The 20,383-nt window shown below is 69.8% G+C and carries 20 protein-coding genes and 3 pseudogenes; 11 read left to right on the forward strand and 12 right to left on the reverse strand.

Annotated features, from left to right (window positions below):
• Window positions 1-275: 275 nt before the first annotated feature.
• Window positions 276-707, reverse strand: coding sequence for a hypothetical protein (locus AB0898_RS27055; protein WP_366805602.1), 432 nt, complete (start codon window positions 705-707; stop codon window positions 276-278).
• A 697-nt stretch (window positions 708-1,404) separates the two neighbouring features.
• Between AB0898_RS27055 and AB0898_RS27060 the strand changes: the two genes are divergently transcribed.
• From AB0898_RS27060 to AB0898_RS27070, 3 genes are all read left to right on the forward strand, one after another.
• Window positions 1,405-1,827: a MerR family transcriptional regulator gene (locus AB0898_RS27060; protein ID WP_366805603.1), complete on the forward strand. Its 423-nt coding sequence runs from the start codon at window positions 1,405-1,407 to the stop codon at window positions 1,825-1,827.
• Window positions 1,828-1,905: 78 nt separating this feature from the next.
• Entirely contained in the window at window positions 1,906-2,268 is a 363-nt protein-coding gene (locus tag AB0898_RS27065) for a nuclear transport factor 2 family protein (protein ID WP_366805604.1), read from the forward strand.
• Between the two features lie 47 nt (window positions 2,269-2,315).
• Window positions 2,316-3,290 (forward strand): aldo/keto reductase, encoded by a 975-nt coding sequence (locus tag AB0898_RS27070; protein WP_366805605.1) that lies wholly within the window; start codon window positions 2,316-2,318, stop codon window positions 3,288-3,290.
• Window positions 3,291-3,487: 197 nt separating this feature from the next.
• Here the strand turns inward: AB0898_RS27070 and AB0898_RS27075 are convergent.
• Window positions 3,488-4,048, reverse strand: a pseudogene (locus AB0898_RS27075) (transposase family protein); the annotation flags it as partial.
• A 414-nt stretch (window positions 4,049-4,462) separates the two neighbouring features.
• Here AB0898_RS27075 and AB0898_RS27080 point away from each other — a divergent pair.
• Window positions 4,463-5,675 (forward strand): annotated as a pseudogene (locus AB0898_RS27080) (IS256 family transposase).
• Between the two features lie 31 nt (window positions 5,676-5,706).
• Here AB0898_RS27080 and AB0898_RS27085 read toward each other — a convergent pair.
• The 3 genes and pseudogenes from AB0898_RS27085 to AB0898_RS27095 form a co-directional block, all read right to left on the reverse strand.
• Window positions 5,707-6,162 (reverse strand): annotated as a pseudogene (locus tag AB0898_RS27085) (transposase); the annotation flags it as partial.
• Between the two features lie 58 nt (window positions 6,163-6,220).
• Window positions 6,221-6,694 carry a hypothetical protein gene (locus AB0898_RS27090; protein ID WP_366805606.1) on the reverse strand — a complete coding sequence of 158 codons (474 nt, stop codon included), beginning with the start codon at window positions 6,692-6,694 and terminating at the stop codon, window positions 6,221-6,223.
• A 191-nt stretch (window positions 6,695-6,885) separates the two neighbouring features.
• Window positions 6,886-7,179, reverse strand: a complete 294-nt coding sequence (locus AB0898_RS27095; RefSeq protein WP_366805607.1) for a hypothetical protein — start codon at window positions 7,177-7,179, stop codon at window positions 6,886-6,888.
• Window positions 7,180-7,717: 538 nt separating this feature from the next.
• On the opposite strand from AB0898_RS27095, the gene AB0898_RS27100 reads away from it, so the two are divergent.
• Complete coding sequence (locus AB0898_RS27100; RefSeq protein WP_366805608.1) at window positions 7,718-8,122, forward strand: DUF4265 domain-containing protein; 405 nt, start codon at window positions 7,718-7,720, stop codon at window positions 8,120-8,122.
• A gap of 308 nt (window positions 8,123-8,430) precedes the next feature.
• On the opposite strand, the gene AB0898_RS27105 is transcribed toward AB0898_RS27100, so the two are convergent.
• On the reverse strand, window positions 8,431-8,736 hold the full coding sequence (locus AB0898_RS27105) for a GFA family protein (RefSeq protein WP_366805699.1): 306 nt from the start codon (window positions 8,734-8,736) through the stop codon (window positions 8,431-8,433).
• A 377-nt stretch (window positions 8,737-9,113) separates the two neighbouring features.
• Here AB0898_RS27105 and AB0898_RS27110 point away from each other — a divergent pair, with 377 nt between their 5' ends.
• A complete protein-coding gene (locus tag AB0898_RS27110; RefSeq protein WP_366805609.1) occupies window positions 9,114-9,269 on the forward strand; it encodes a hypothetical protein in 156 nt (51 codons plus the stop codon).
• 126 nt (window positions 9,270-9,395) lie between these two features.
• On the opposite strand, the gene AB0898_RS27115 is transcribed toward AB0898_RS27110, so the two are convergent.
• The 3 genes from AB0898_RS27115 to AB0898_RS27125 all read right to left on the reverse strand — a co-directional run bounded on the left by AB0898_RS27115 (window position 9,396) and on the right by AB0898_RS27125 (window position 12,046).
• Window positions 9,396-9,803 carry a GNAT family N-acetyltransferase gene (locus AB0898_RS27115; RefSeq protein WP_366805610.1) on the reverse strand — a complete coding sequence of 136 codons (408 nt, stop codon included), beginning with the start codon at window positions 9,801-9,803 and terminating at the stop codon, window positions 9,396-9,398.
• A gap of 715 nt (window positions 9,804-10,518) precedes the next feature.
• Window positions 10,519-10,713 carry an IMP dehydrogenase gene (locus AB0898_RS27120; protein ID WP_366805612.1) on the reverse strand — a complete coding sequence of 65 codons (195 nt, stop codon included), beginning with the start codon at window positions 10,711-10,713 and terminating at the stop codon, window positions 10,519-10,521.
• 472 nt (window positions 10,714-11,185) lie between these two features.
• Window positions 11,186-12,046: a UbiA family prenyltransferase gene (locus tag AB0898_RS27125; RefSeq protein ID WP_366805613.1), complete on the reverse strand. Its 861-nt coding sequence runs from the start codon at window positions 12,044-12,046 to the stop codon at window positions 11,186-11,188.
• A 131-nt stretch (window positions 12,047-12,177) separates the two neighbouring features.
• On the opposite strand from AB0898_RS27125, the gene AB0898_RS27130 reads away from it, so the two are divergent.
• The 5 genes from AB0898_RS27130 (at window position 12,178) to AB0898_RS27155 (ending at window position 17,263) form a co-directional block, all read left to right on the forward strand.
• On the forward strand, window positions 12,178-13,236 hold the full coding sequence (locus AB0898_RS27130; RefSeq protein ID WP_366805614.1) for a 3-oxoacyl-[acyl-carrier-protein] synthase III C-terminal domain-containing protein: 1,059 nt from the start codon (window positions 12,178-12,180) through the stop codon (window positions 13,234-13,236).
• Window positions 13,237-13,269: 33 nt separating this feature from the next.
• Window positions 13,270-13,794: an isoprenylcysteine carboxyl methyltransferase family protein gene (locus AB0898_RS27135; RefSeq protein ID WP_366805616.1), complete on the forward strand. Its 525-nt coding sequence runs from the start codon at window positions 13,270-13,272 to the stop codon at window positions 13,792-13,794.
• Window positions 13,791-14,804, forward strand: a complete 1,014-nt coding sequence (locus AB0898_RS27140; protein WP_366805617.1) for an FAD-dependent monooxygenase — start codon at window positions 13,791-13,793, stop codon at window positions 14,802-14,804. The genes AB0898_RS27135 and AB0898_RS27140 overlap by 4 nt, the downstream gene beginning before the upstream one ends.
• 432 nt (window positions 14,805-15,236) lie before the next feature.
• Window positions 15,237-16,208: an alpha/beta hydrolase gene (locus tag AB0898_RS27150; protein WP_366805618.1), complete on the forward strand. Its 972-nt coding sequence runs from the start codon at window positions 15,237-15,239 to the stop codon at window positions 16,206-16,208.
• Window positions 16,209-16,282: 74 nt separating this feature from the next.
• On the forward strand, window positions 16,283-17,263 hold the full coding sequence (locus AB0898_RS27155) for a helix-turn-helix domain-containing protein (protein ID WP_366805619.1): 981 nt from the start codon (window positions 16,283-16,285) through the stop codon (window positions 17,261-17,263).
• A gap of 230 nt (window positions 17,264-17,493) precedes the next feature.
• Here the strand turns inward: AB0898_RS27155 and AB0898_RS27160 are convergent, their stop codons facing one another.
• From AB0898_RS27160 to AB0898_RS27170, 3 genes are read right to left on the reverse strand one after another with little or no spacing between them, the layout of a single operon-like run.
• Window positions 17,494-18,174, reverse strand: a complete 681-nt coding sequence (locus tag AB0898_RS27160) for a response regulator transcription factor (protein ID WP_366805620.1) — start codon at window positions 18,172-18,174, stop codon at window positions 17,494-17,496.
• Window positions 18,171-19,451: a histidine kinase gene (locus AB0898_RS27165; RefSeq protein WP_366805621.1), complete on the reverse strand. Its 1,281-nt coding sequence runs from the start codon at window positions 19,449-19,451 to the stop codon at window positions 18,171-18,173. The genes AB0898_RS27160 and AB0898_RS27165 overlap by 4 nt, the downstream gene beginning before the upstream one ends.
• Window positions 19,448-20,326, reverse strand: a complete 879-nt coding sequence (locus AB0898_RS27170) for a type II CAAX endopeptidase family protein (RefSeq protein ID WP_366805622.1) — start codon at window positions 20,324-20,326, stop codon at window positions 19,448-19,450. The genes AB0898_RS27165 and AB0898_RS27170 overlap by 4 nt, the downstream gene beginning before the upstream one ends.
• Window positions 20,327-20,383: the final 57 nt, after the last annotated feature.

Genomic DNA, 20,383 nt, shown 5'->3' on the forward strand with positions numbered 1-20,383 from the left:
TTGAGACGTCAGACATCTCGATCAACAGCTCGGGGGCCTCGCTCGTTGCGCTTCAGGGCCCATCACCCGATCGGTGGCCAACTCGAAGAAGCTCAGTGAACATGCGGGCCCTGAAAAAGGGGCTTGGCCCACCGCCATCTTGAGTGCCACCAAGGCAACTGTCTGGGGTAGCGCTGTCGGCGGTGCCGAAAGTGGTCAGGAGGACGACTCCCGAGACCAATCCGGCCGCTACCACGCCCAGTCCCGCCTTCGTGCCGTTGTTCATCGCGCCGCCGTCACGCCCAGGGCAGCGCGGTGACGCGCCAGCCCTCGGAGGTGTGCTCCAGGCGCAGCGCGAGCTGTTCATTGCTTCGGCGTAGGTGTCCCGACCGCGGCACGGTCGGGACGGTGTATCCCACGCGGACGAGGGCGGAGGCCCCGGTCGTGGGCGGTGCGCCATCGGGGACGACCGCCGACGTGATCTTGGTGGCCTGGTGGGCTTGCTCGGCCCGAAGAGCGGCCCACTCGACGCCCTGACTCGGATGCTGCTCGGCCAGGGCATCCGCCAGTTCACCGGCTGTGAGCCAGGTGGCCCTGGCGCCGGCATCGGGATACGAGCTATCGGCACCGTCGCGCGCATCGTGCTCCGAGTAGGCCGTGACGAACGCGGGAGCCGTGCGCTCAACGTCCCTCGGCAGGGCAGCTGTGGGCGGTCTGGCGCTCCGCACGCGCGGCGACGGTGTGTCGGTGGCCGGAGCCGAGGTCGCGTTCGTCCGGACGTCCGTGTTCCTGTGTGAACCGCTGGTTGTGGTAGAGCAGCCGACGGAAAGGACAGCCAAGGAACCGACTACGCCCATTGTGACTGATATGGGTATGAAATGCCCGGTCGAGGCGTGGGGAAATTGCCACCTTGATTCATGGGTTCGAGATAGCGGGCGGCGTGGCTCCTGGGGGTTGGAGGCCACGCCGCCCCTTCGCAGGGAGTGGGGGAATACTCCCTGCGGGCTTTGGGGGCAATTGCCTGCATGCTTTGAAGAAGGTCGATACATGAACCTGCGCAGCAAGGGAGTCCTTGCCGCTTTGGCTGTGCCTGAATTTTCGTAGAGGTCTGCGGACAACTCGAATCAACAAAAATCCGGAACCTGATTCCAGGAATCAGATTTCGGTTTGTGTGGCGGAGGAGAAGCGCCTTATTTGTATGCCCCGGCTCCCGCCGATGATGACGTGCTTGTGTGTATCTGACTCTTCCCTTGAGCGCCACGGGCGTGACTGGTGGAGATCTGGTGATCCCGATGAGTCTGGCGTCGGGGTGAGAGGGCGCAGGCATCGTGAGGGAGACCGGGCGCAGGTGTCTGGGCTATCCATGTCCACGCGCGACCGCCCTGACTTGACCTGTAGTGCGCTCCAGGTGGAACAGTGGGGGTTGTGAGCGATCTACTCCTTCCGGACATCTCGGTCAAGGTTCCCGCCGAAGGTCTCGCCATCGGCCAGGCCGCGGAGGCAACGGGGGTGGCGGTCGAAACGCTGCGCTACTACGAGCGGGAAGGTCTTTTGCTGGATCCAACCCCCCGAGATGGCGGCGGCCGCCGGCGATACCGTGCAGCCGACCTGTCGTGGATCGCGGGGCTGGTCATGCTGCGAGAAACGGGGATGTCGATCGCGGACATCCGCGTCATGGCCGACCTGAGCCGTCGTGACGGGACTGCCGAGGAGCGGCTCAAGCTCCTGTCGTCCCATAGGGAACGTGTCATCGAGGAGATGCGCCGCACGCAGAGGCATCTAGTCGCCATCGACCGCAAGATCGCTTCCTACAAGGCTCTGACGGAAGGGCGCCAGCCCCAGGACTAGGGCCCCCTCAGCGACTCCGCCCCGCCGGAGCCCGCCATGCACAACACGCCGCTGACCACAGCAAGGAGCACGACAACCATGTCACCCACCGCGCCTGAATGGATCACATCGTTCCTTCGTTCCGTCGACGCGGGGCAGCACGAGACCGCGTTCGGCGTATTCGCTGACGATGCGGTGCTGCACTTCGGGAGCACCACGGTGCAAGGGCTCCCGGCCATCAAGAAGTTCATGGCCGACCTCGGAACCCCGCGAGAGGTCGAGCACCGAATTCGTCAGGCGTGGCAGGTCGACGGCGACCACATTGTCCGCGGTGTGGCGGGTGTTCCCGCAGGAGGCCGCCTGGATGATGCCGACGGTCTGGCATTCGTACAGATCTTCTCCGTCGGACCGGACGGGCGGGTCACCCGCCAGAGGGTTGTCTTCGGCCCGCCCGCCGCCTGATCGACAGCATCAGACCGTTGTACGGACAATAGTGAAAGGCACATCGCATGAGGACCATTGAGCTCGGCACGCAAGGGCTGAAGGTCTCCCGGCAGGGATTTGGCGCAATGGGAATGAGCGTCGCCTACGGCGCGCGCGACGAAGAAGAGGCTGTCGCCACTTTGAACCGCGCCGTCGACCTCGGCGTCACCCACATCGACACCGCCGAAGCGTACGGTCCCTATGAGAACGAGAAGCTGATCGGCCGCGCACTGGGCTCCCGGCGGGACGAGATCACCATCGCCACCAAGTTCGGACGTGACTTCGAGAACAACGCTGTCATGGACGCCAGCGCAGCTCACGTACACCGCGCCGCCGACCGCTCCCTGCGCCACCTCGGCATCGATGTCATCGACCTCTACTACCTGCACAGGGTCGACCCGGACGTGCCGATCGAGGAGACGGTCGGTGCCATGGGAGAGCTCGTGCAGGCCGGGAAGGTTCGCTATATCGGCCTGTCCGAGGCAGCGGCCGGCACCATTCGCCGTGCCCACGCCGTCCACCCCCTGACCGCCGTGCAGTCGGAGCTGTCCCTGTTCAGCCAGGATCTCTTGGTCAATGGAATCAAGGACACTCTGAATGAACTGGGTATCGGTCTGGTCGCCTTCTCCCCGATCGGCCGTGGCTTCCTCACCGGACAGATCCGTAGCGTGGACGACCTCGACGCGGATGACGCCCGCCGTACCTTGCCGCGCTTCTCGCCCGAGAACATCGCGGCCAACCTGCACCTGGTCGACAGGATCCGCGACATTGCCGCCGCCCGACAGGCGACGCCCTCGCAGATCGCTCTTGCCTGGGTCAGCGCGCAGGGGGCCGTTCCCATCCCGGGCACCAAACGTCGCCGCTATCTGGAGGACAACGCCGGAGCCGGTGACATGGAACTGGCTGAGCAAGAGCTCGTAGCCCTCGCGGAAGCCGTTCCGCGGAACGCGGTGACCGGCGCCCGGGACACCGAGGAAGGACTCGCGGCTACCAACCTGTGACCTCGGACGGTTGGGAGACACGGCCATGGCCGGTGACCCTTTGTCCCAGGTGCTCGCAACCCTCGAAGCGCGGTATGCGGTCTCCGGGGGATACCGCGCGGCCGACGAATGGGCCTTGTCCTTCGCCTCAGAGTGCCGCTGAAGGAAATTGATCAGAGCCCAGCCGGAGCGAACCCGGCGGGCGGCCTGCTGAGCCACTCCAGGCAGGCGACTCCGCGTTCGACGGGGGCCCGGGCTGTGGAGAGGGGTCGGTTGAGGTCTGTTCGGTGGGCGTGAGTTCGCCACCTGGCGGGCGGTGTTTGGCGGTGGTGACCCAGTCGCCGGCGCCGATGTAGGCCATGTCCCCGAGGATCGGGACGCCCTGACGCTCGCAGATGCGGATGATCCGGTGGGTGCGGGCGGCGGTCAGGTCGTGGGCCCGGCCCGGCGGCGCCAGCGCCAGGATCTTCCCTTGGGGATCCGTGACGACCTGCACGTGCACGCCGCGCCGCTTGTGCTTGGCGGAGCAGTCGGCCCGCTCGTCGCCAACCCGGTCGGGCTCGGCGAGCGTGCCGTCCAGCAGGGCGAAGTCAGGGTCCGTCTCACGCAGGACCTTCAGCAGCCCCAGCGTCCGATCCGCCAGGTGCCCGATGGCGGAGGTGACGTAAGCGTGTGCGGTGCAGGGGGCAGCGCCGGTCGTCCCCACGGGTGACGATGAGCATGGTTACCCACTCAACCAGAGCGTGGGGGAGGTCGAGTGCGACAGGATGGGGAACCAACGGGGCTCCTGAGCCGCTTAGTTGAGACGTATATAGATCCTTGGGTTCCCGTTATAGCTGGGCTATGCCGTGTTCGATAGCGACGCCGAGCCATGGTGCTGCCGGACCCGAGAGGGGCAGAGGGGCGCATACGCTGTACGAGAGAACGGCCTCGTACTGTCCGACGGTGACTCCGGTCAGGAGGGCGTGGTCGAACGGCAGCCAAGTGCGCGCCCGGGGGAGCCGGAGTCGTACTCCGGTGGAGGTAAGGGCCAGATGGCGTCCCTTCATGGGGTGTAACGGATCTTGGCTGGGAAGTGCGCCGTTTCTGTGCCCCCGTGTGCATCGGCTGCCGGTGAACGCTCCCTGAAAATGGGGCAGGCCGCCGTGCAACTGCCCTTGGTGAAGTGCCAGTTCGGTCCAAGGGGGTGCCTGGTGGCCTTGTCCCAGCATGACCTACTTCGCCTGCTTGAGTCGCTACGTTCGGCAGATGGTTTGAACTCGTCCGAGAGGTCGCAGAGCGGCTGCTGCGGGAACTGATCGAGGCCGAGGCCACCGCCAGGATCGGTGCAGAGCGGGGGAGCGGACCGACACCCGCACCGCTTTGCGTAACGGGCACCAGGAGAAGACCGTGACCACGCAGGCCGGTGACCTGGAACTCGCGATCCCGAAACTCCGGGCCGGGAGTTTCTTCCCCAGCCTGCTCGAGCGTCGACGCCGGATCGACCAGGCTCTCTACGCGGTCGTCATGGAGGCATACGTCCACGGTGTCTCCACCCGTTCCGTAGACGACCTCGTGAAAGCTCTCGGATCGGACACCGGCATATCGAAGAGCGAGGTCTCCCGGATCTGCGCCAGCCTGGACGAACAGCTCGACGCGTTCAGGGCACGGCCCCTTGATCACACCCGGTTCCCCTACGTCTTCCTCGACGCCGCCTACGTCAAGGCCCGCGTCGACCACCAGCTCGTGTACCAGGCCGTTGTCATCGCGACCGGCGTCACCGAGGAGGGAGGCCGTGAAGTCCTGGGCGTCATGGTCGGGGACAGCGAGACGGAGGCCTTCTGGACCGAGTTCCTCCGCTCGCTGCGGCAACGCGGCCTGAGTGGCGTCCGCCTGGTCAGATCCGACAGCCACAGCGGCCTGGTCAACGCCGTTCGCAAGGCCATGATCGGAGCCGGCTGGCAGCGCTGTCGCGTTCACTTCGTGCGCGATGTCTTCTCCGTGATCCCGAAAGGGGCCGCGGAGAGGGTCACCGCGACGATCCGCACAGCCTTCGCCCAGCCCACTACCGAGGCGGTCAGGACCCAGCTCGACACCGTCGCCGGCATGCTCGGCCGACAGTTCCCCAAGGTCAAGCAGATGCTGCTGGAAGCGAAGGAGGACCTGACCGCGTTCGCGGACTTCCCCAACCAGCACTGGAAGAAGATCCAGTCGACGAACCCGCTCGAACGCCTGAACCGGGAGAGCAAGCGACGCTCCGACGTCGTCCAGGTCTTCCCGAACGCAGCCGTCGCCCGCCTGGCCACGGCCGTCCTCGTCGAATTCCACGACGAGTGGATCGCCTTCCCCCGCCGCTGTCTCTCCATCGAGAGCATGGACAGCCTCTATCCGGACAACACCACCTGCCTGCCCGCCACCGCCGAATGATCAGCTACACCACGTGAAGGGACATGACCTAGGCCTTGTCGGCCGCGAGGCTGTCCGGCTTCTTGCGTGGTCGCCCTGGGCTAGGTCTGGGCACCCGTATCTTCTCCAGGACCGGCTTGAGCTGGGTGTAATCGGCCCGTTGGCCTGGCGTGACGATCAGGGAAAGCGGGCGGCAGCCGCCGTCCGCGCTCAGGTGGGGCTTGCCGGAGAACGGTCGGTGGGGGCGCCGGCCGCGGCTTGGACCTGCTGGAGCGGACGTTCCCAGGTGCCGTCGGCCGACCACAGGCCACAGGCGGTGGCGTTCGTAGACGGTCTTCCGCGGCCCGAAGCGTTCGGGCAGGTCACGCCACGGCACCCCCGTCCGCACCCGATGCGGAATCCCGTCGATCACCTGCCGATGATCCCGCCACCGGCCACAACGTCCATTGCTGGCAGGCAGGAACGGGCGCAGCCGTTCCCGCTCGGTGTCGCTCGGAGCATCTCGTCCCGTGTCAGGAAGACGACCTGGACGGACGGCAGTCGTAAGGTCACATGGATTCTGATCCCTACTCCGTGATGAAGGGCGCGTATCCGATCGGGACCTCGCTCACCTGGAGGTCCGAGAAGAGCAAGGTCATGATGTGGGCGTTGGTTTCGATGCGGACCTCGTGAAAGTCGATCCCAAGGGCCTTCGACCAGCGGCGAGTTTCCTCGGACTCGGGAAGCAGTTTGGCTCCCGGGTACAGGGCGTGGCACTTCACCCCCCAGACGTATCCGTCAAGATCGGCACCGGTTTCGTGGTCGATGAGCCGGTCGTCCAAGGAGACCCGCCAGATGTCCGCCGGCACTGACGTCTCACACCGGGCCTCGACGCAGTACCGGAAGAGATACCGCAGGTAGGCCGGCTTGATGCCGGTTCGGGGATCAGCCGTCGCGTAGACGATGATCTCGTAGTCGCGCATGTAGTTGGTGTATCCGTGGTGCACGAGCGCGTGATCGAAGGTGTCGTCCAGCAACTGCTCAAGTACGGCGGTATCCATGCCGCACTTCTACCTCATCGGGCATGACCCTCGATAACGAGATTCAGCTGATGACCTCGATCCCGCGCCTGTCCCGTCGAGGAGGGCTTCCTGTCGCGTTGCGGGACTGCCGAAGCCCGCTCTCTGGGTGAGGGATCAGACCGGCGCGCTGTCAGCCAGGTGAGCCGGTACCCGGGCTGGAAGGAGCTTGGTCACGCCGGGGTCTTGCGCGCGCCGCTGAACGGGAATGTGCCCGTCGGGAGCACTGCCGAGCCGGTGATCGTGTCGCCGTCGATGGTCGCGGTGCGGTCGAGGGTGGTGGGAAAGGGCGCGTCGACCTGGGCCTGGAAGGTGATCTGCCAAGTACCCGTCACCGCGCGGGACTGCATGGTCGGCTCGTAGCGGCGTACGGCCGATTCCGGAGTGTCCTGCTGGGCGATGGCGTGCGCGAGTTCGACCGCGTCCAGCAGTGCCAGGTTGACACCATGACCGTCGAACGGCTCCATGGCGTGTGCTCCCACGTCAGCGGGGTCGGCGGAGACCAGATCGCCCGCTCGACATAGCCGTCGCTGTCGGTGAGGAACGAGTGGAGGTCGGGCGCCCAGTCGCTGAAGCGCTTGAGCAGGTAGGCCCGCAGGGCGGGCAACTCGTTGGCCTTGACGCCCGCCTCGACGACCCAGTCGGCCGCGTTGCCCTCGCCGCTGCGGGCGAACAGATGGCCGCGGTCGAGCTGTGCGGCCAGAGCGGGGTGCCGTCGGCTGGTGTTTGGGGGCCTGGGGGTGAGACCGCTGATCGCCCGCGCGCGTTCGTCCATCCGCACTGGTTCCGCCGCCTGCGAATCCGCTGGGAGGTCCGCGACGGCATCCACGAAGCCTTCCTCGGCCTCGGACGTGCACCGGTCTGCCGGCGACGTCTGAACCCGCCCCGCTTCAGAAGGACCGAGGCGGCTGTTGGAGGATCCTGGAGTCGGGAATCAGCTCCAGGAGGCACCCCATCACCATCATCACGCACGAGAACCCGATCGGTCGGGGCCCCGCCAACTACATGATCCACGCCAATCTGTCGGACCGGCAGGACGGTTCGCGCGAGCAGCTGTGGACCCGCCGGCTTACTGAGGACACCTTCGAGGTGGCTTGTCTGCCGTTCTTCACCTACGGAATCTGTTATCGCGACGTGGTGGCCATCGACAGCGACCACCTGGTGACCGAGGTCCTGCGCAAGTCCGGCCATCGGACCCTTCGCGTCGCACTCGTCGTGGAACACGCGGACCGAGAGCGGGTGCACGAGCTCCTGCACGGCAAGGCCGTCGACACCGGCCTGCCGCATGAGTGGCTGCGGGGCACCTACCTCGCCGTGAACCTCCCGCCCGGCGCGGACGAGTCGTCCTTCGTCGAGACGTTGGAACCCCTGGCCCAGGCCGGCGCCCTTTACTGGGAGATCGACTCCTGACCCGTAGATCATTCCGGCAGGAGTTCTCAGTAGCTGCCTCGCAGTGCGGTGACATGGTGGCGGACGTAATGGATGACGTGGGCGGCGCGTACGAGGGCCACGCTTTCGTCGCCGAGCCAGTGGAGTGTTCAGCGTCCACCGCTCGAACGGGCTGAGCCGGCCGTACCCGCTGACCCCGCCGCTCGTACCGAGCCCGGGCCCGCGTCAGGTCGTACAGCGCGGCGCCGTTCCGGGGCACCTCGGCCAAGTGCACGCCGTACGCCATGACGGGCGTCCGGTGCCGGCGGTGACCATCTCTTCTGCGGCTGTCATGCTGACGCCAGGTCAATCATCATCCAAGGCACCGCCTCCTCGCGGAACGAGTGCCCGACGGGGTCCGTGCCGTTGCGGTCGTCGAGGCTGAAGCCGGTCACCATGATCATGTCGGAGCCGTCGGCGAGCGAGACGAGCTGGCTTCCACAGCGGGGGCAGAAGCCGCGGTGCAAGGTCGGCCAACTCGCGTACCACGTTGGCTCGCCGCCCGGCCCGACCCATGTCAGGCTGTCCCGGCGGAACCCGACCCACAGGACCGCGGGTCCGCCGGAGATCCGCGTTTCGTGCCGGCACGAGCACAGTTCCCTGTCAAGTCCTTGTGTCCGGCCGTGGGCTGCCTCAGCGTCCGCACCGCACTGGGTCGGCGGGGCTTCGGCAGATGTGACCGATAACGAGTGCGGCGGGGCGTCGCTCCGGTGCGATCCCTGTAATCAGCCGTGGGCGGTGCAGGTCCGCAGCTACTGCGGGGCCGCTATCCTCGGCCGCGCCGGGCTTCGAAGGTCAAGTTTGCTCCGGCGCGGGTGCCTGAGCGGCAGGGGGGCGATGGAGAACTATGAGGCCGGGCTCAGAAGCCAGGATGAGGCTTGAGCCCGGTCGCGGGCGGCGTCCGTCGCCCCGTTGGAGCGGAGGACCCCCGCGCGCTCGCGCCGCTCCAAGCCGCCCGCGACGATTTGGAGGCATGCTGCTAGCCACTCGCACGGGCAAGCCGCTGCTGATGTTCAAGCGGATCGTCGCCACGCTCGGTGTGCAATCCGAGCGGGCCGCGCAATGCCGCTACCGTCGGAAGGTCGGCATTCCCGAACGCCTCGGCATCGGGCATCGATGGCCCCCGTAGCTACGACCATCAGGCACCCGCCTCACGGCTCCGTTCCGCGTCACAGTTCCCAGCGCCGCTCCGCCGGCGCTTGCATGCCGACCGCAGGGATTCCCGAAGTGACGGTGGTGCCTGCCAGCCGGTCGGCTACAGCTTGTTGGTCATGGTGCCGTCGTCGGCCTGGTGGAACCCGAGAGCAGCGTAGAAGGCCACCAGGTCGTGGTCCCATGCCGCCATGAGTACTTCTGTGTCCGGGAAGGCGGCCAATACGTGGGCTATCAGTGCCCGCGCTACACCGCGGTTGCGGTGCTGTGGAGCAACGATGATCCGATCGACGGCGATGTAGCCCGACTCTGGCGGACGACAGGCGCCGTACACCCAGCCGAGCACCGTGTCGCCCTCTGTGCAGAGATACGCGAAGGCCGGGCTGCGGTCTTCACCTGCGAGGCATATGGCGCCGCTCGGCGCCGCGATCAGTTTCCACTGCTTCTCTTCGCCGATCGCGTTCGCGGCGTGGAGGTCGGAGGCAGTGATCGGACGCACATCAAAGGTCATCGCTTCAGAGTATGGGCATCAGCCGACCTTGCGTCGATCTGAAGGCCGAGCGGAACAGCCCTGTGTGGAATAGGCCGGCGACGTTGGGCAGCGTGCTCACTCTCCGGTCTCGTCGCCCAAATCGGGGGCGTGCGGGTTGGGATGTGTGCAGGACACCAGTGGCCGGGACGCTGTCGGTGACGTTGTAGCGGCCGAGCAGGTTCTTCGGTGCATGAGCGGGGAGATCCGGGCTATGTCTTCCTCTGCCGCGAGAGCCATCTGCTCTGCTCGACGCCGAGACTCGGCTTCGGCCGCCCGGGAGTCCCGAAGAGCTCCCTTCAAGCGGACAACCTCTTTGCGGATCCGCCTTTCGACTTCCGGTGTCTGGTGCGTTTCCGTACGCACCCGCGCGTAGAACTCCTCCTTGACGTCGGCATGGCGCTTCTGCAGAGCCATGCGGTGAGCACCAGCCTCCACTCACCCAGGGGCTGGGGCCACGAGGGTGCCCTCGCATCGAGCTGATCAGCGTGTTCTCGTGCCGGCTGCGCGTGACTGTCGGTGCGGATCGCGTTGCCGCAGCCGAGTCGGCAGGCGAACTGGTTGGGGGCCGTCGTCCCGGGGTCCGGGTCACATAGCGCGGTCTCGCGCCTGAAGGCGCGGAGGACTAACGCGTCGGGGTTGTCGAAGAGCACGAGTCCGTCACGCGCGAGGAACTTGACGGCGGCCTTCGGGGTGGTCAGTGCAGGAAGCTCAGACCGCCGTTGCGAGCGAGCGCGGTCGCGAGTTCCGGTGTGCTGACGGCCTGCATGATCGCGGACGTGAACGGGGAGTGCGACTCGATCGCTGACGGCTCGCCCACGATGTGCCGCACCAGGGGCGTGTGCAGCTCGACCGTTGCGGGCGAGCAGTCGGTCCGGGGCCAGTTGGGCAAGAGCAGAGACTCGTTGAACGTCCGTGAGACTTAGGCGATGATCTGTGTCACTCGTTCCTCCTGACCCGTCGGCCGGGGCCCGACTGCCCCGCCGTGGAGATCGCACCGTGTCTCAGGGCCCGGGCAGGCAGGGGTCGGCACGGCAGCCGTGGAGGTGCCACAAACTGTGACAGAACCCTGACCGGCTCGTGGATCGGAACAGTGGAAACCTGCTGTGCAGCTACGAGTCGTTGACGGCTGGTTCCATCCTGGGCCCCAGGTCCCACTGGCCTCATGTGTTCGCCGTGATGAAAGCTCGGGAGGATCGATTCGGTGATGACGCCGTTCGTCTCGTCGTGGCCTTCGACTGATCAAGAACTCGTCGGCTCGTCGACCACGGAGCTGCTGCCGTAGCAGAGCACCATGGCACCGGACGTGACAACACGTCGGGTACTTCGGCCCGGGCGGCCGCTCGGACGCGGTTCCGTCGGTCTCAGGATGTCCGGGTCCCGTACCCGCCGCCGCCCAGCAGCAGCGCCACGTCCAGTGCCGCCACGGCGACCGCCGCAGCGAACGCGGCCCGTTCCCGGCGGCGGCCCAGCACCGTACCCGCCGCCGCGATCAGCCCGGCCCCCGCCAGCGCGGCCAGGTGCCGGGCGCCGGGCGGTCCGGCGGGCCCGAGTGCCAGCAGGGCCGACGCGGTGACCAGGGGTACCGGCAGCAGCAGCCGTACGCGGTCGGGGCCGAGCCGCTGGGGCCAGCCCCGTACGCCGGTCGCCAGGTCGCCCCGGATGTCCGGCAGTACGTTGCCGAGGTGGGCGCCGACGCCCAGCAGCGCACCGGCGGCGAGGACCCACCAGGCGGGCCACGGGTGCCCGGGCAGGCCCAGCGTGACGAAGGCCGGGAGCGCGGCGAAGGCCACCGCGTACGGCGCCCAGGACCAGCGGGTCGCCTTGAGCCGCAGGTCGTACGCCCACGCGGCCGCGACGGCGGTCAGATGCACGGCGCCCGCCGCCCACCCGGAGGCGAAGGAGAGCGTCACGCACACGGCCAGCGCGGCCCACGCGGCCGTCCACACCTGCCCGGCCTCGATCGCGCCGTCCGCGACGGGCTTGCCCCGGCGGCCCGTGACGCTGTCCCGGCGCGCGTCGACGGCGTCGTTGCACCAGCCGATGGAGAGCTGCCCGGCGAGCACGGCGCCGGTGGTGAGCAGGCAGCGGCCCGGTTCCTGTCCCGCCGTCGCGGCAAGCGCCGCCGTCAGCGCGGTGACCGCCGCCAACGGGCCGGGGTGGCACGCCCCGGCCAGGGCGGAGAACCTGCGGGCCGGGACCGTCGACTGCTCGGGAGTCACCACCCGGCGATCGTAGGAGCCCCGCCGGGCGCGCTACGATCCGGAACGGCCGGACGGGCGATCTCTGGTGCCGGGCCGGCCACCCCGGGAAGGCCTGCTGAGTCCACCGGGATCGGCCGACGTACGGGAGCGTCATGACGCGGATCGCCGCCGTGCACGGTGCCCTCGCGCCGTACCGCTTCGCCCAGGCCGAGATCACCGACATGGTGGCCGGCGCCTGTCTGCCCCGGGGCGCCGACCGCCGGGTGCTGGACCGCCTGCACCGCAACTCCGGGGTACGCGCCCGCCACATGACGCTGCCGCTCGACCGGTACGGGACGCTGGACGGCTTCGGCGCCGCCAACGACCTCTACATCACCGCCGCCACCGACCTGGGCGCCCGTGCGGTCCGGGACGCGCTGCGCGCCGCCGGGCTGTCGGCGGCCGACGTGGACCTGCTGGTCTTCACCTCGGTCACCGGGGTCGCCGTACCGTCCGTCGACGCACGGGTGGCGGGCCGGCTCGGGCTGCGGCCGGACGTGCGGCGGGTACCGCTGTTCGGTCTGGGCTGTGCCGGGGGCGCGGCCGGGCTGGCGCGCGTGCACGACTTCCTGCTGGGGCGCCCCGGGCAGGTGGCGGTGCTGCTGTCGGTCGAGCTGTGTTCGCTCACCTTCCAGCGCGGGGACGCCTCCATGGCCAACCTGGTCGCCACCGGCCTCTTCGGTGACGGCGCCGCCGCCGTGGTGGCCTGCGGGGCCGACCGCGCGGAGGCGTTCACGGGCCCGACGGTCGTGGACACCCGCAGCCGGCTGTACCCGGACACGGGCGGCGTACTGGGCTGGGACATCGGGGATTCCGGGTTCAAGGTCGTCCTCGATCCGGGCATCCCGCAGGCGCTCCGGCAGCATCTGGCCGACGACGTACGGGAGTTGCTCGGCGACCACGGTCTGAAGCCGCAGGACGTGACGGCCTGGGTGTGCCATCCCGGCGGCCCCCGCATCCTGGAGGCCGTCACCGCGGCGCTGGATCTGCCCGCCGAGGAACTCGACCTCAGCCGACGCCACTTGGCCGAGGTGGGCAACCTCTCCTCGTCCTCCGTGCTGCACGTCCTGCGCGACACCCTCGCCGAACGCCGCCCGCCGCCGGGCACTCCGGGACTGCTGCTGGCCGTCGGGCCGGGTCTGGCCTGCGAGTTGGTGCTGCTGAGCTGGTGAGCACGAGCGCGAGCACGACAGGAGGACAGACACATGATCTGGTACGCGCTGCTGGTGGCCGCCGTCGCGGGTGAGCGGGTGGCCGAACTGGCCGTGGCCCGCCGTAATGAGCGCTGGAGCAGGTCGCGCGGGGCGATCGTGGCGGGTGACGGACACTATCCGGCGATGGTCGCCCTGCACGTGGGCCTCCTGGCGGGCTGTCCGCTCGAAGTGTGGCTCGGCGGGCGGCCGTTCGTGCCCGCGCTGGGCTGGCCGATGCTGGCGGTGCTGGCGGGCGCGCAGGCGTTGCGGTGGTGGTGCGTCGGGACGCTCGGACCGCGCTGGAACACCCGCGTGCTCGTCGTACCGGGGCTGGCGCTGGTGACCCGGGGGCCGTACCGGCTGCTGCGGCACCCCAATTACGTGGCCGTGGTGGCCGAGGGGGTGGCGCTGCCGCTGGTGCACACCGCCTGGGTGACCGCCGTCGTCTTCACGGTGCTGAACGCAGCCGTGCTGACCGTGCGCATCCGCTGCGAGAACCAGACGCTGGCCGCCGCCGGCACACCGGTTCCGGCATGATCGACGTCCTGGTGGCCGGTGGCGGCCCGGCCGGGCTCGCGGCGGCCGTGCACGCCACGCTGGCCGGGCTCACGGCAGTGGTGGTCGAGCCGCGCACGGCGCCCGTGGACAAGGCGTGCGGCGAGGGCGTCATGCCCGGCGGTGTCGCCGCCCTCCGGGCGCTGGGCGTGGAACCGGCGGGCCGGGAGCTGCGCGGCATCCGCTACGTGGACGGCCTCCGCCGCGCCGAAGCACCCTTCCGGGACCGGCCGGGGCTGGGCATCCGCCGTACGACCCTGCACCGCTCGCTGCACGAGCGCGCCCTCGGCCTCGGCGTACGGATCGTCCCCGGCAGGGTCGGCGAGGTGCGCCAGACGCGGGACAGCGTCAACGCCGCCGGAATCACGGCGCGTTGGCTGATCGCCGCCGACGGTCTGCACTCTCCCGTCCGCCGCCGGCTCGGCCTGGAACTGCCCCGCAGCGCGCGGGGCCGGTACGGACTGCGCCGCCACTACCACGTCGCCCCGTGGACGGACTTCGTGGAGGTCCACTGGTCCGGCCGGGGCGAGGCGTACGTGACCCCGGTCGCCGACGGCCTGGTGGGGGTCGCGGTACTGAGCCGCGTCCGCCGCGGGTACGACGAGCATCTGACCGGCTTCCCGGCCCTCACCGCCGCGCTGCGCGGGGCCCCCGCCACGGAGGTACGCGGTGCGGGGCCGCTGCTCCAGCGGGTGCGGCGCAGGGTCGAGGGCCGGGTCCTGCTCGTCGGGGACGCGGCGGGCTACGTGGACGCGCTCACCGGTGAGGGCATCGCGCTCGCCCTGGCGACGGCCGAGGCCGCCGTACGGTGCGTCGCGGCCGGGCGGCCGGAGCGGTACGAGCGGGAGTGGGCCCGCGCCACACGCCGACACCGCCTGCTGACCAGGGCGTTGCTGGCCGCGAGCAGCCGCCCGGCCGGCGCCCGGCTCATCGTGCCGGTGGCGTCCCGGCTGCCGCCGGTCTTCGCGGCGGCGGTGCACGCGCTCCGCTGAGGAAGCCGAGCGCCGGTTCGCTTTGGGCCGTTGCGACGGTTTACGATCGCCCACTCCCACCACCGCGACCACACCGTCCAGACCCGGGCCCCGCCCGCCTGCCTGCGGCGGACGTCCCACCGGCGAGGCAGCCCGACCTTCAGGTGTCAGGGCCGGGAAGCGTTCCGCAGGCCGGCGAACCCGCTCCCGCCCTCGTCGTGGAAGGCGATCGCTTCCCTGCCGATGCCGAGTGCGTCCAGCAGGATGTCAAGCGCCGCCTCGACGTCAAGACTGAGCGCGGCTGACCCAGGCAAACCTATGCGGTCACAGCACTAGCCAAATGGTTCGGAAACAGCCTGAAATCCGCCACGAACGGTGGTTCTCGACGGGGCTCGCCCACAGGCACTGTGGTCAGCCCCGTCCGAAGCAGTAAGCATGTGAAGGAACGCCGCGATGTCCACCACGCACGTTGCCCGGCCGCCGTTCGACCCCGAGCTGGGCGCTGTCCTGTCGGTTCTCGGCAAGCAGCTCCCGAACCTGACCGCGGAGACCATCCGGCCGATGCGGGAGATGATGCACGCCGAGGCCGACCTGACCGGCGAGGCCCTGGCCAAGGCCGGTCTGGTCGTCCGGGAGATCACCATCGCGGGGTACGAGGGCGCGGACATGGCGGTCTCGGTCATCTCCCGCGCCGATCGGACCGGGCCCGGACCCGGGATCTTTCACATCCATGGCGGCGGCATGGTGCTCGGCCACCGCATGGTCGGCACCGTCCAGTTCCTGCCCTGGATCCTCGACCACGACGCCGTCCTGGTCACCGCCGAGTACCGGCTGGCGCCCGAGTTCCCCGACCCCTACCCCGTCGAGGACTGCTACGCCGGTCTGGTCTGGACGGCCGAGAACGCCGCGGAGCTGGGGATCGACCCGGCCCGGATCGTCATCGCCGGTGCGAGCGCGGGCGGCGGCCTCGCCGCCGGCACCGCACTCCTGGCCCGCGACCGCAGGGGACCGGCCCTCCTCGGCCAGGTCCTGGTCTGCCCGATGCTCGACGACCGCGACGAGACGACCTCGACGCACCAGTACGACGACGCCGGCGTCTGGATCCGTTCCAGCAACCGGTTCGGCTGGGGAGCGCTTCTCGGGGAGCGCCGCGGCGGCGACGACGTCTCGATCTACGCCGCACCGGCCCGCGCGACGGACCTCACCGGGCTGCCCCCGACGTACATCGACTGCGGCTCGGCGGAGGTCTTCCGCGACGAGGACGTCGCCTACGCCAGTGCCTTGTGGGCGGCCGGCGTACCGGCCGAGCTGCACGTCTGGGCGGGCGGGTTCCACGGGTTCGAGCTGCTCGCGCCGCATGCCGCGGTCTCGCAGGCGGCGGCCGCGGCCCGCAACGACTGGGTCGCGCGCCTCCTCGCCTCCTGACCGGCGCCGGACGCGCGGCGATACGCTGGCTCGAAGACGCTTGAGAGCGGACTCGAAGACGCTTGGGAGCGCGGATGCAGGAACTCCTCGGACGGCTCACCGCCCTGGACCCGGAGGCGAGCGAGACACTCAAGGTCGTCGCCTACTTCGACGCCCTGGTGGTGGCTGCCGTGGGAATCGACGGACTGCTGCGCGCCGCCGCCGCGATGTCGGGCGCGGTGGCCGGCATCGAGCGCCGCGACCGCGTCAGCCGCTTCAGTCCCGAGGGCCGGCGCCTGGACGACGTCGGCGGTCCCTGTTCACCGGAGCTCGTCAAGCCCGGCTTCCGGGTCTGGCTGGAACGCGAGGGCGCGCCGCACGCCAACGACGAGATGGTGGTCGAGCGGCTCGCGCTGGCTCTGGAGCTGCGCGACGCCCGCCACGGCGCGGGCAGCGGACTCGAGATCGCGGTCGACGCCGCGACGCCGGTCGGCGAGCGGGTGGCCGCGCTGGCCGCCCTGCGGGTCGACGCGGGCGCACGGATCCGGCTCGTCGCGACGAGTCTGGACGACCCGGCCCCGCAGGGTCTCTCGACGGTCGTCCCGACGCGTTACGGCATGCTGCGGGCGACACTTGACGCCTTCGGCACCTGCTCGCCCGCAGGCCACGCGGGACTCGGTCCGTGGGTCGGCGCCGACCATGCGCCCACGTCCTGGAACGGCGCGATCGTCGCCTACCGGCTCACCGGCGCCGACGACCCGGTCATCGACGCGGCCTCTCTCGGAGTCATGCTGGAACTCGTCCAGTCCTATGACCCCGACCGCCCTCACGAGGACGTGGTGGCACTCGGCCGGCTCGACGCCCACGAGTCCGAGATCCTGCGCGCCCTGGTCGAGTCCGACAGCGTCCGGTCCGCCGCCGCCCGACTCGGCATCCACCACACCACCCTGCGGGCCCGGCACGAGACACTGACCCGCCGGCTCGGCTACGACCCCCGAACCCCGGTGGGACGCATGCGCGCCGTCACGGCGACCCTCCTTCTGCGGCTCCACCACGCCTCGCCCCCACGGCACTGACCCGATCCGCCCCATCGGCCGCAGCACGCGGCCGCACACCGGCTGGGCGCTGCGGCTATCGAGGGTCCCGCCCCTCGGTCACGTCGACCATGCCGGTGAGTTCGTAGGCGAAGCCGTGCGGTGGCGGGTGCTCGGTCAGCCGCTCGGTGACGGGGGAGCCGTCGGTGAAGTGCGGCTCACGGGCCGGTCCGGCGCGGTCCCATCCGATCCGCTTGTGTGATCAACATGCGTCAAGAGTCCTCCTCGGGCAGGGCGACCACCCGGTTCTGGTAGGCCCAGACGACCGCTTGGAGACGGGAGGCCGCGCCGAGCTTGGGCAGCATCCGGGTGAGGTGGGACTTCACCGTGGACGGTTCGATGCACAGCTCGGACGCGATGCCGCTGTTGCTCATGCCCTGTGCGAGCAGCCGCAGGATGTCGAGTTCGCGCAGGGTGAGGATGCCGCCGGCCACCGCGTCCTCCCGTACGGTGACGGGCCGCCCCGGGCGGAGTGCGACGAAGGCGCGCAGGACACGCCGGGTCAGTTCCTGGTCGATCATGCCGCGGCCGCGCGCGACCTGACGGATGGCGTGGGCGATGAGATCCGGATCGGAGTCCTTGAGCAGGAACCCCGCGGCCCCGGCCTCCAGCGCCCCGAAGACGTACTCGTCCAGGTCGAAGGTGGTGAGCATGAGCACCTCCACCGGGTCGTGCCGCACGGCGCGCGCGACCTCCACGCCGTTCATCCGCGGCATGCGGATGTCGAGGCACGCCACGTCGGGGCGCTGCTGCCGGATCAGCCGCAGGGCCTGAGCGCCGTCCTCGGCGACGCCGACGACCTCGATGCCGTCCTCGGCGCCGAGGAGCGCGGCGAGTCCCTTCCGTACGAGTGGTTGATCATCGGCGATCACCACGCGGATTCCCGTGGTCACGGCTTCACCCCTCCGGTCAACCGCTGTTGTCGCGACGGCAGTTCGCGCGGGAGCACCAGCAGTACCTGCCAACCGCCGCCCGGCGTCGGCCCGTAGTCGACGCTTCCTCCCACCAGGGCGGCTCGCTCGCTCATGCCGATGAGTCCGAAGCCCTCGCGTTCCGACGCCGGGACAGAACCCGGAGGGCGGTCGTTGCGGACGGTGATGGCGACGCGGTCGTCACCGGTGCCGTCGAGTGTGACGGAGCATCGCGCGCCGGGTGCGTGCAGGGACGCGTTCGCGAGCGCCTCCTGGACCATGTGGTAGCCGACCACCTGGGCGAGGGCGGAGACGCCGGCGCCCGGGTCGGCACCGTCCGGCCGGACGGTGAGACCTATGCCGTGACCGCCCGTACGCCCCGTACACCGTGCTGCGAGCAGGTCGGGGATCGCCCGGAGCGAGCGCTCGGCGAGCGGTGCCATGTCGTCGTCGCGCAGCAGCCCGACCATTCTGCGGAGGTCGCCGAGGACGGCCATGCTCTGGGCGCGGATGTCGTGCGCCGACTCCCGCGCGGCGGCGGACCGTTCGTCGAGCTGCCGTTCCAGAGCGGCCGCGAGCACGGCGATGCCGGAGAGGTGGTGGGCGGCGATGTCGTGCAGATCGCGGGCGAGGGCGACGCGCTCGGCGACGACCGCCGAGGCGACCAGGGCCTCCCTCTCGCCGGTCAGCGCGGCGATCTCCCGCGCATGGGCCGCGCGCACCTCACGTCTGCCGACGACGACAAGGGCGATGAGCAGCGGAACCCCGACGACGATCAGACCCTGACCGACTCCCAGACCCAGTGCGACGAGAGGACCCGCCGCGCCGGACCGTACCGCGTTCACGGCGGTGGCGGCCGTGACTCCGGCGAACAGCGCCGCCGCCGTCTGGTTTCGGAGCCGGTGACCGGTCGTCACGGCGAGCAGATGGGCGGCGGCGATCTCGGGCACCGCGGTCACGCTGACGAGGTCGCCCGGCGCGACACCGGCGAGGGTTATCGCGGCGAGGACGACCAGGGCCACGGCGGTACGAGGGGTTCGCGTGCTCGTCGCGGCCGCGGCCGACTGCACCGCCACGGCGACGAGGACCGCGCACCACGCGGCGGAGCCCACGGCGGGCACGGTGCCGGAGCCGCCCGGCACGTCGGCCACGGGCGGCACCGCCAGGAGGATCGCGAGGGCGAGGGCGAGGCAGCAGATCCCCGCGACCACGGCGCCGTTCCGCGGTTCCCGCCCGGGCGTGCTCGGCGACGTGGTCATCCTCGGGAGTGTAGGGGAGCGGCGCGGCGCGCGAACGACGTTTCCTCCGGGGCCGGTTGACCGAGCCGGCCCCGGGTGAGCGCGATGATCGCGAGCGCCGCCACCACGGAACCCACGGCCATGACGGGGACGGCGACGGTGGCGAGGCCGGGGAAGAGGTCCGCCCAGAGCACGGAGACGAAGGTGTTGACGCTGACGTGCATGAGCATCGACAGGGGCAGCGACTCGTTCGTGCGGTTGAACATCCACGACATCACGACGTTGAACGACACACAGAACACGGTGAAGGCGAGCAGCCCGGCCCAACCGCGGTTGCCCTCCGCCCAGTCGGTGAGGAACAGGGGGTAGTGCCACACCGCCCACACCGGACCGAGGATCGCGGCGGACACCAACGGCGAGTACCGCCGCTGCAGCCTGTTCAGGGCGAAGTCGCGCCAGCCGGGCTCCTCGGCGAGCCCCGTGGTGACCAACTGGAGTACGAGGACCGGGAGATACGCGGCGAGCAGGGACGGAGCCGCGATCCGGCCGCCCGAGAAGACCGTACCGACGACCATCAGCCCCGCGGGAACGGCCAGCAGCGCGACGGCGTACCACCGCAGCCCGACCCGCCACCGAAGCAGCCGTCCGGCCCAGGCGCGCAGCCCGGCGCGACCGTCGACGACGGCGGTGACGACGAGGGCCGCGCCGATCGGGCCGAGGTACGCGCCGGGCAGTACGCCGAGGAGCTGAGTGGTCCCGAGAACGGCCGGGTAATCGACATCGGTGATGCCCAGGCCCTGGTTGGAGAGGATGTAGTTCAGCCAGCCGAGCCAGCTGAGCGCGCAGGCGAGAGTGAAGAAGGCGGCCAGTGGATGCGAGCGGATGAGCGAGGACATGGGTGTTCCTCCCGGACGGTGGAGAGCGACCATCCGACGGTAGGGACCGCACCGCTC

The organism is Streptomyces sp. NPDC005435, from assembly GCF_040703155.1.
Taxonomy (GTDB): Bacteria; Actinomycetota; Actinomycetes; order Streptomycetales; family Streptomycetaceae; genus Streptomyces.

What these genes read in the sequence shown, in the direction of transcription:
- AB0898_RS27065 (WP_366805604.1), top strand. Translation starts at nt 1,906, where the DNA reads ATGTCACCCACCGCGCCTGAATGGATCACATCGTTCCTTCGTTCCGTC.
- AB0898_RS27070 (WP_366805605.1), top strand. Translation starts at nt 2,316, where the DNA reads ATGAGGACCATTGAGCTCGGCACGCAAGGGCTGAAGGTCTCCCGGCAG.
- AB0898_RS27090 (WP_366805606.1), bottom strand. Translation starts at nt 6,694, where the DNA reads ATGGATACCGCCGTACTTGAGCAGTTGCTGGACGACACCTTCGATCAC.
- AB0898_RS27095 (WP_366805607.1), bottom strand. Translation starts at nt 7,179, where the DNA reads ATGGAGCCGTTCGACGGTCATGGTGTCAACCTGGCACTGCTGGACGCG.
- AB0898_RS27100 (WP_366805608.1), top strand. Translation starts at nt 7,718, where the DNA reads ATGATCCACGCCAATCTGTCGGACCGGCAGGACGGTTCGCGCGAGCAG.
- AB0898_RS27110 (WP_366805609.1), top strand. Translation starts at nt 9,114, where the DNA reads ATGCTGCTAGCCACTCGCACGGGCAAGCCGCTGCTGATGTTCAAGCGG.
- AB0898_RS27115 (WP_366805610.1), bottom strand. Translation starts at nt 9,803, where the DNA reads ATGACCTTTGATGTGCGTCCGATCACTGCCTCCGACCTCCACGCCGCG.
- AB0898_RS27130 (WP_366805614.1), top strand. Translation starts at nt 12,178, where the DNA reads ATGACGCGGATCGCCGCCGTGCACGGTGCCCTCGCGCCGTACCGCTTC.
- AB0898_RS27135 (WP_366805616.1), top strand. Translation starts at nt 13,270, where the DNA reads ATGATCTGGTACGCGCTGCTGGTGGCCGCCGTCGCGGGTGAGCGGGTG.
- AB0898_RS27140 (WP_366805617.1), top strand. Translation starts at nt 13,791, where the DNA reads ATGATCGACGTCCTGGTGGCCGGTGGCGGCCCGGCCGGGCTCGCGGCG.
- AB0898_RS27150 (WP_366805618.1), top strand. Translation starts at nt 15,237, where the DNA reads ATGTCCACCACGCACGTTGCCCGGCCGCCGTTCGACCCCGAGCTGGGC.
- AB0898_RS27155 (WP_366805619.1), top strand. Translation starts at nt 16,283, where the DNA reads ATGCAGGAACTCCTCGGACGGCTCACCGCCCTGGACCCGGAGGCGAGC.
- AB0898_RS27165 (WP_366805621.1), bottom strand. Translation starts at nt 19,451, where the DNA reads ATGACCACGTCGCCGAGCACGCCCGGGCGGGAACCGCGGAACGGCGCC.
- AB0898_RS27170 (WP_366805622.1), bottom strand. Translation starts at nt 20,326, where the DNA reads ATGTCCTCGCTCATCCGCTCGCATCCACTGGCCGCCTTCTTCACTCTC.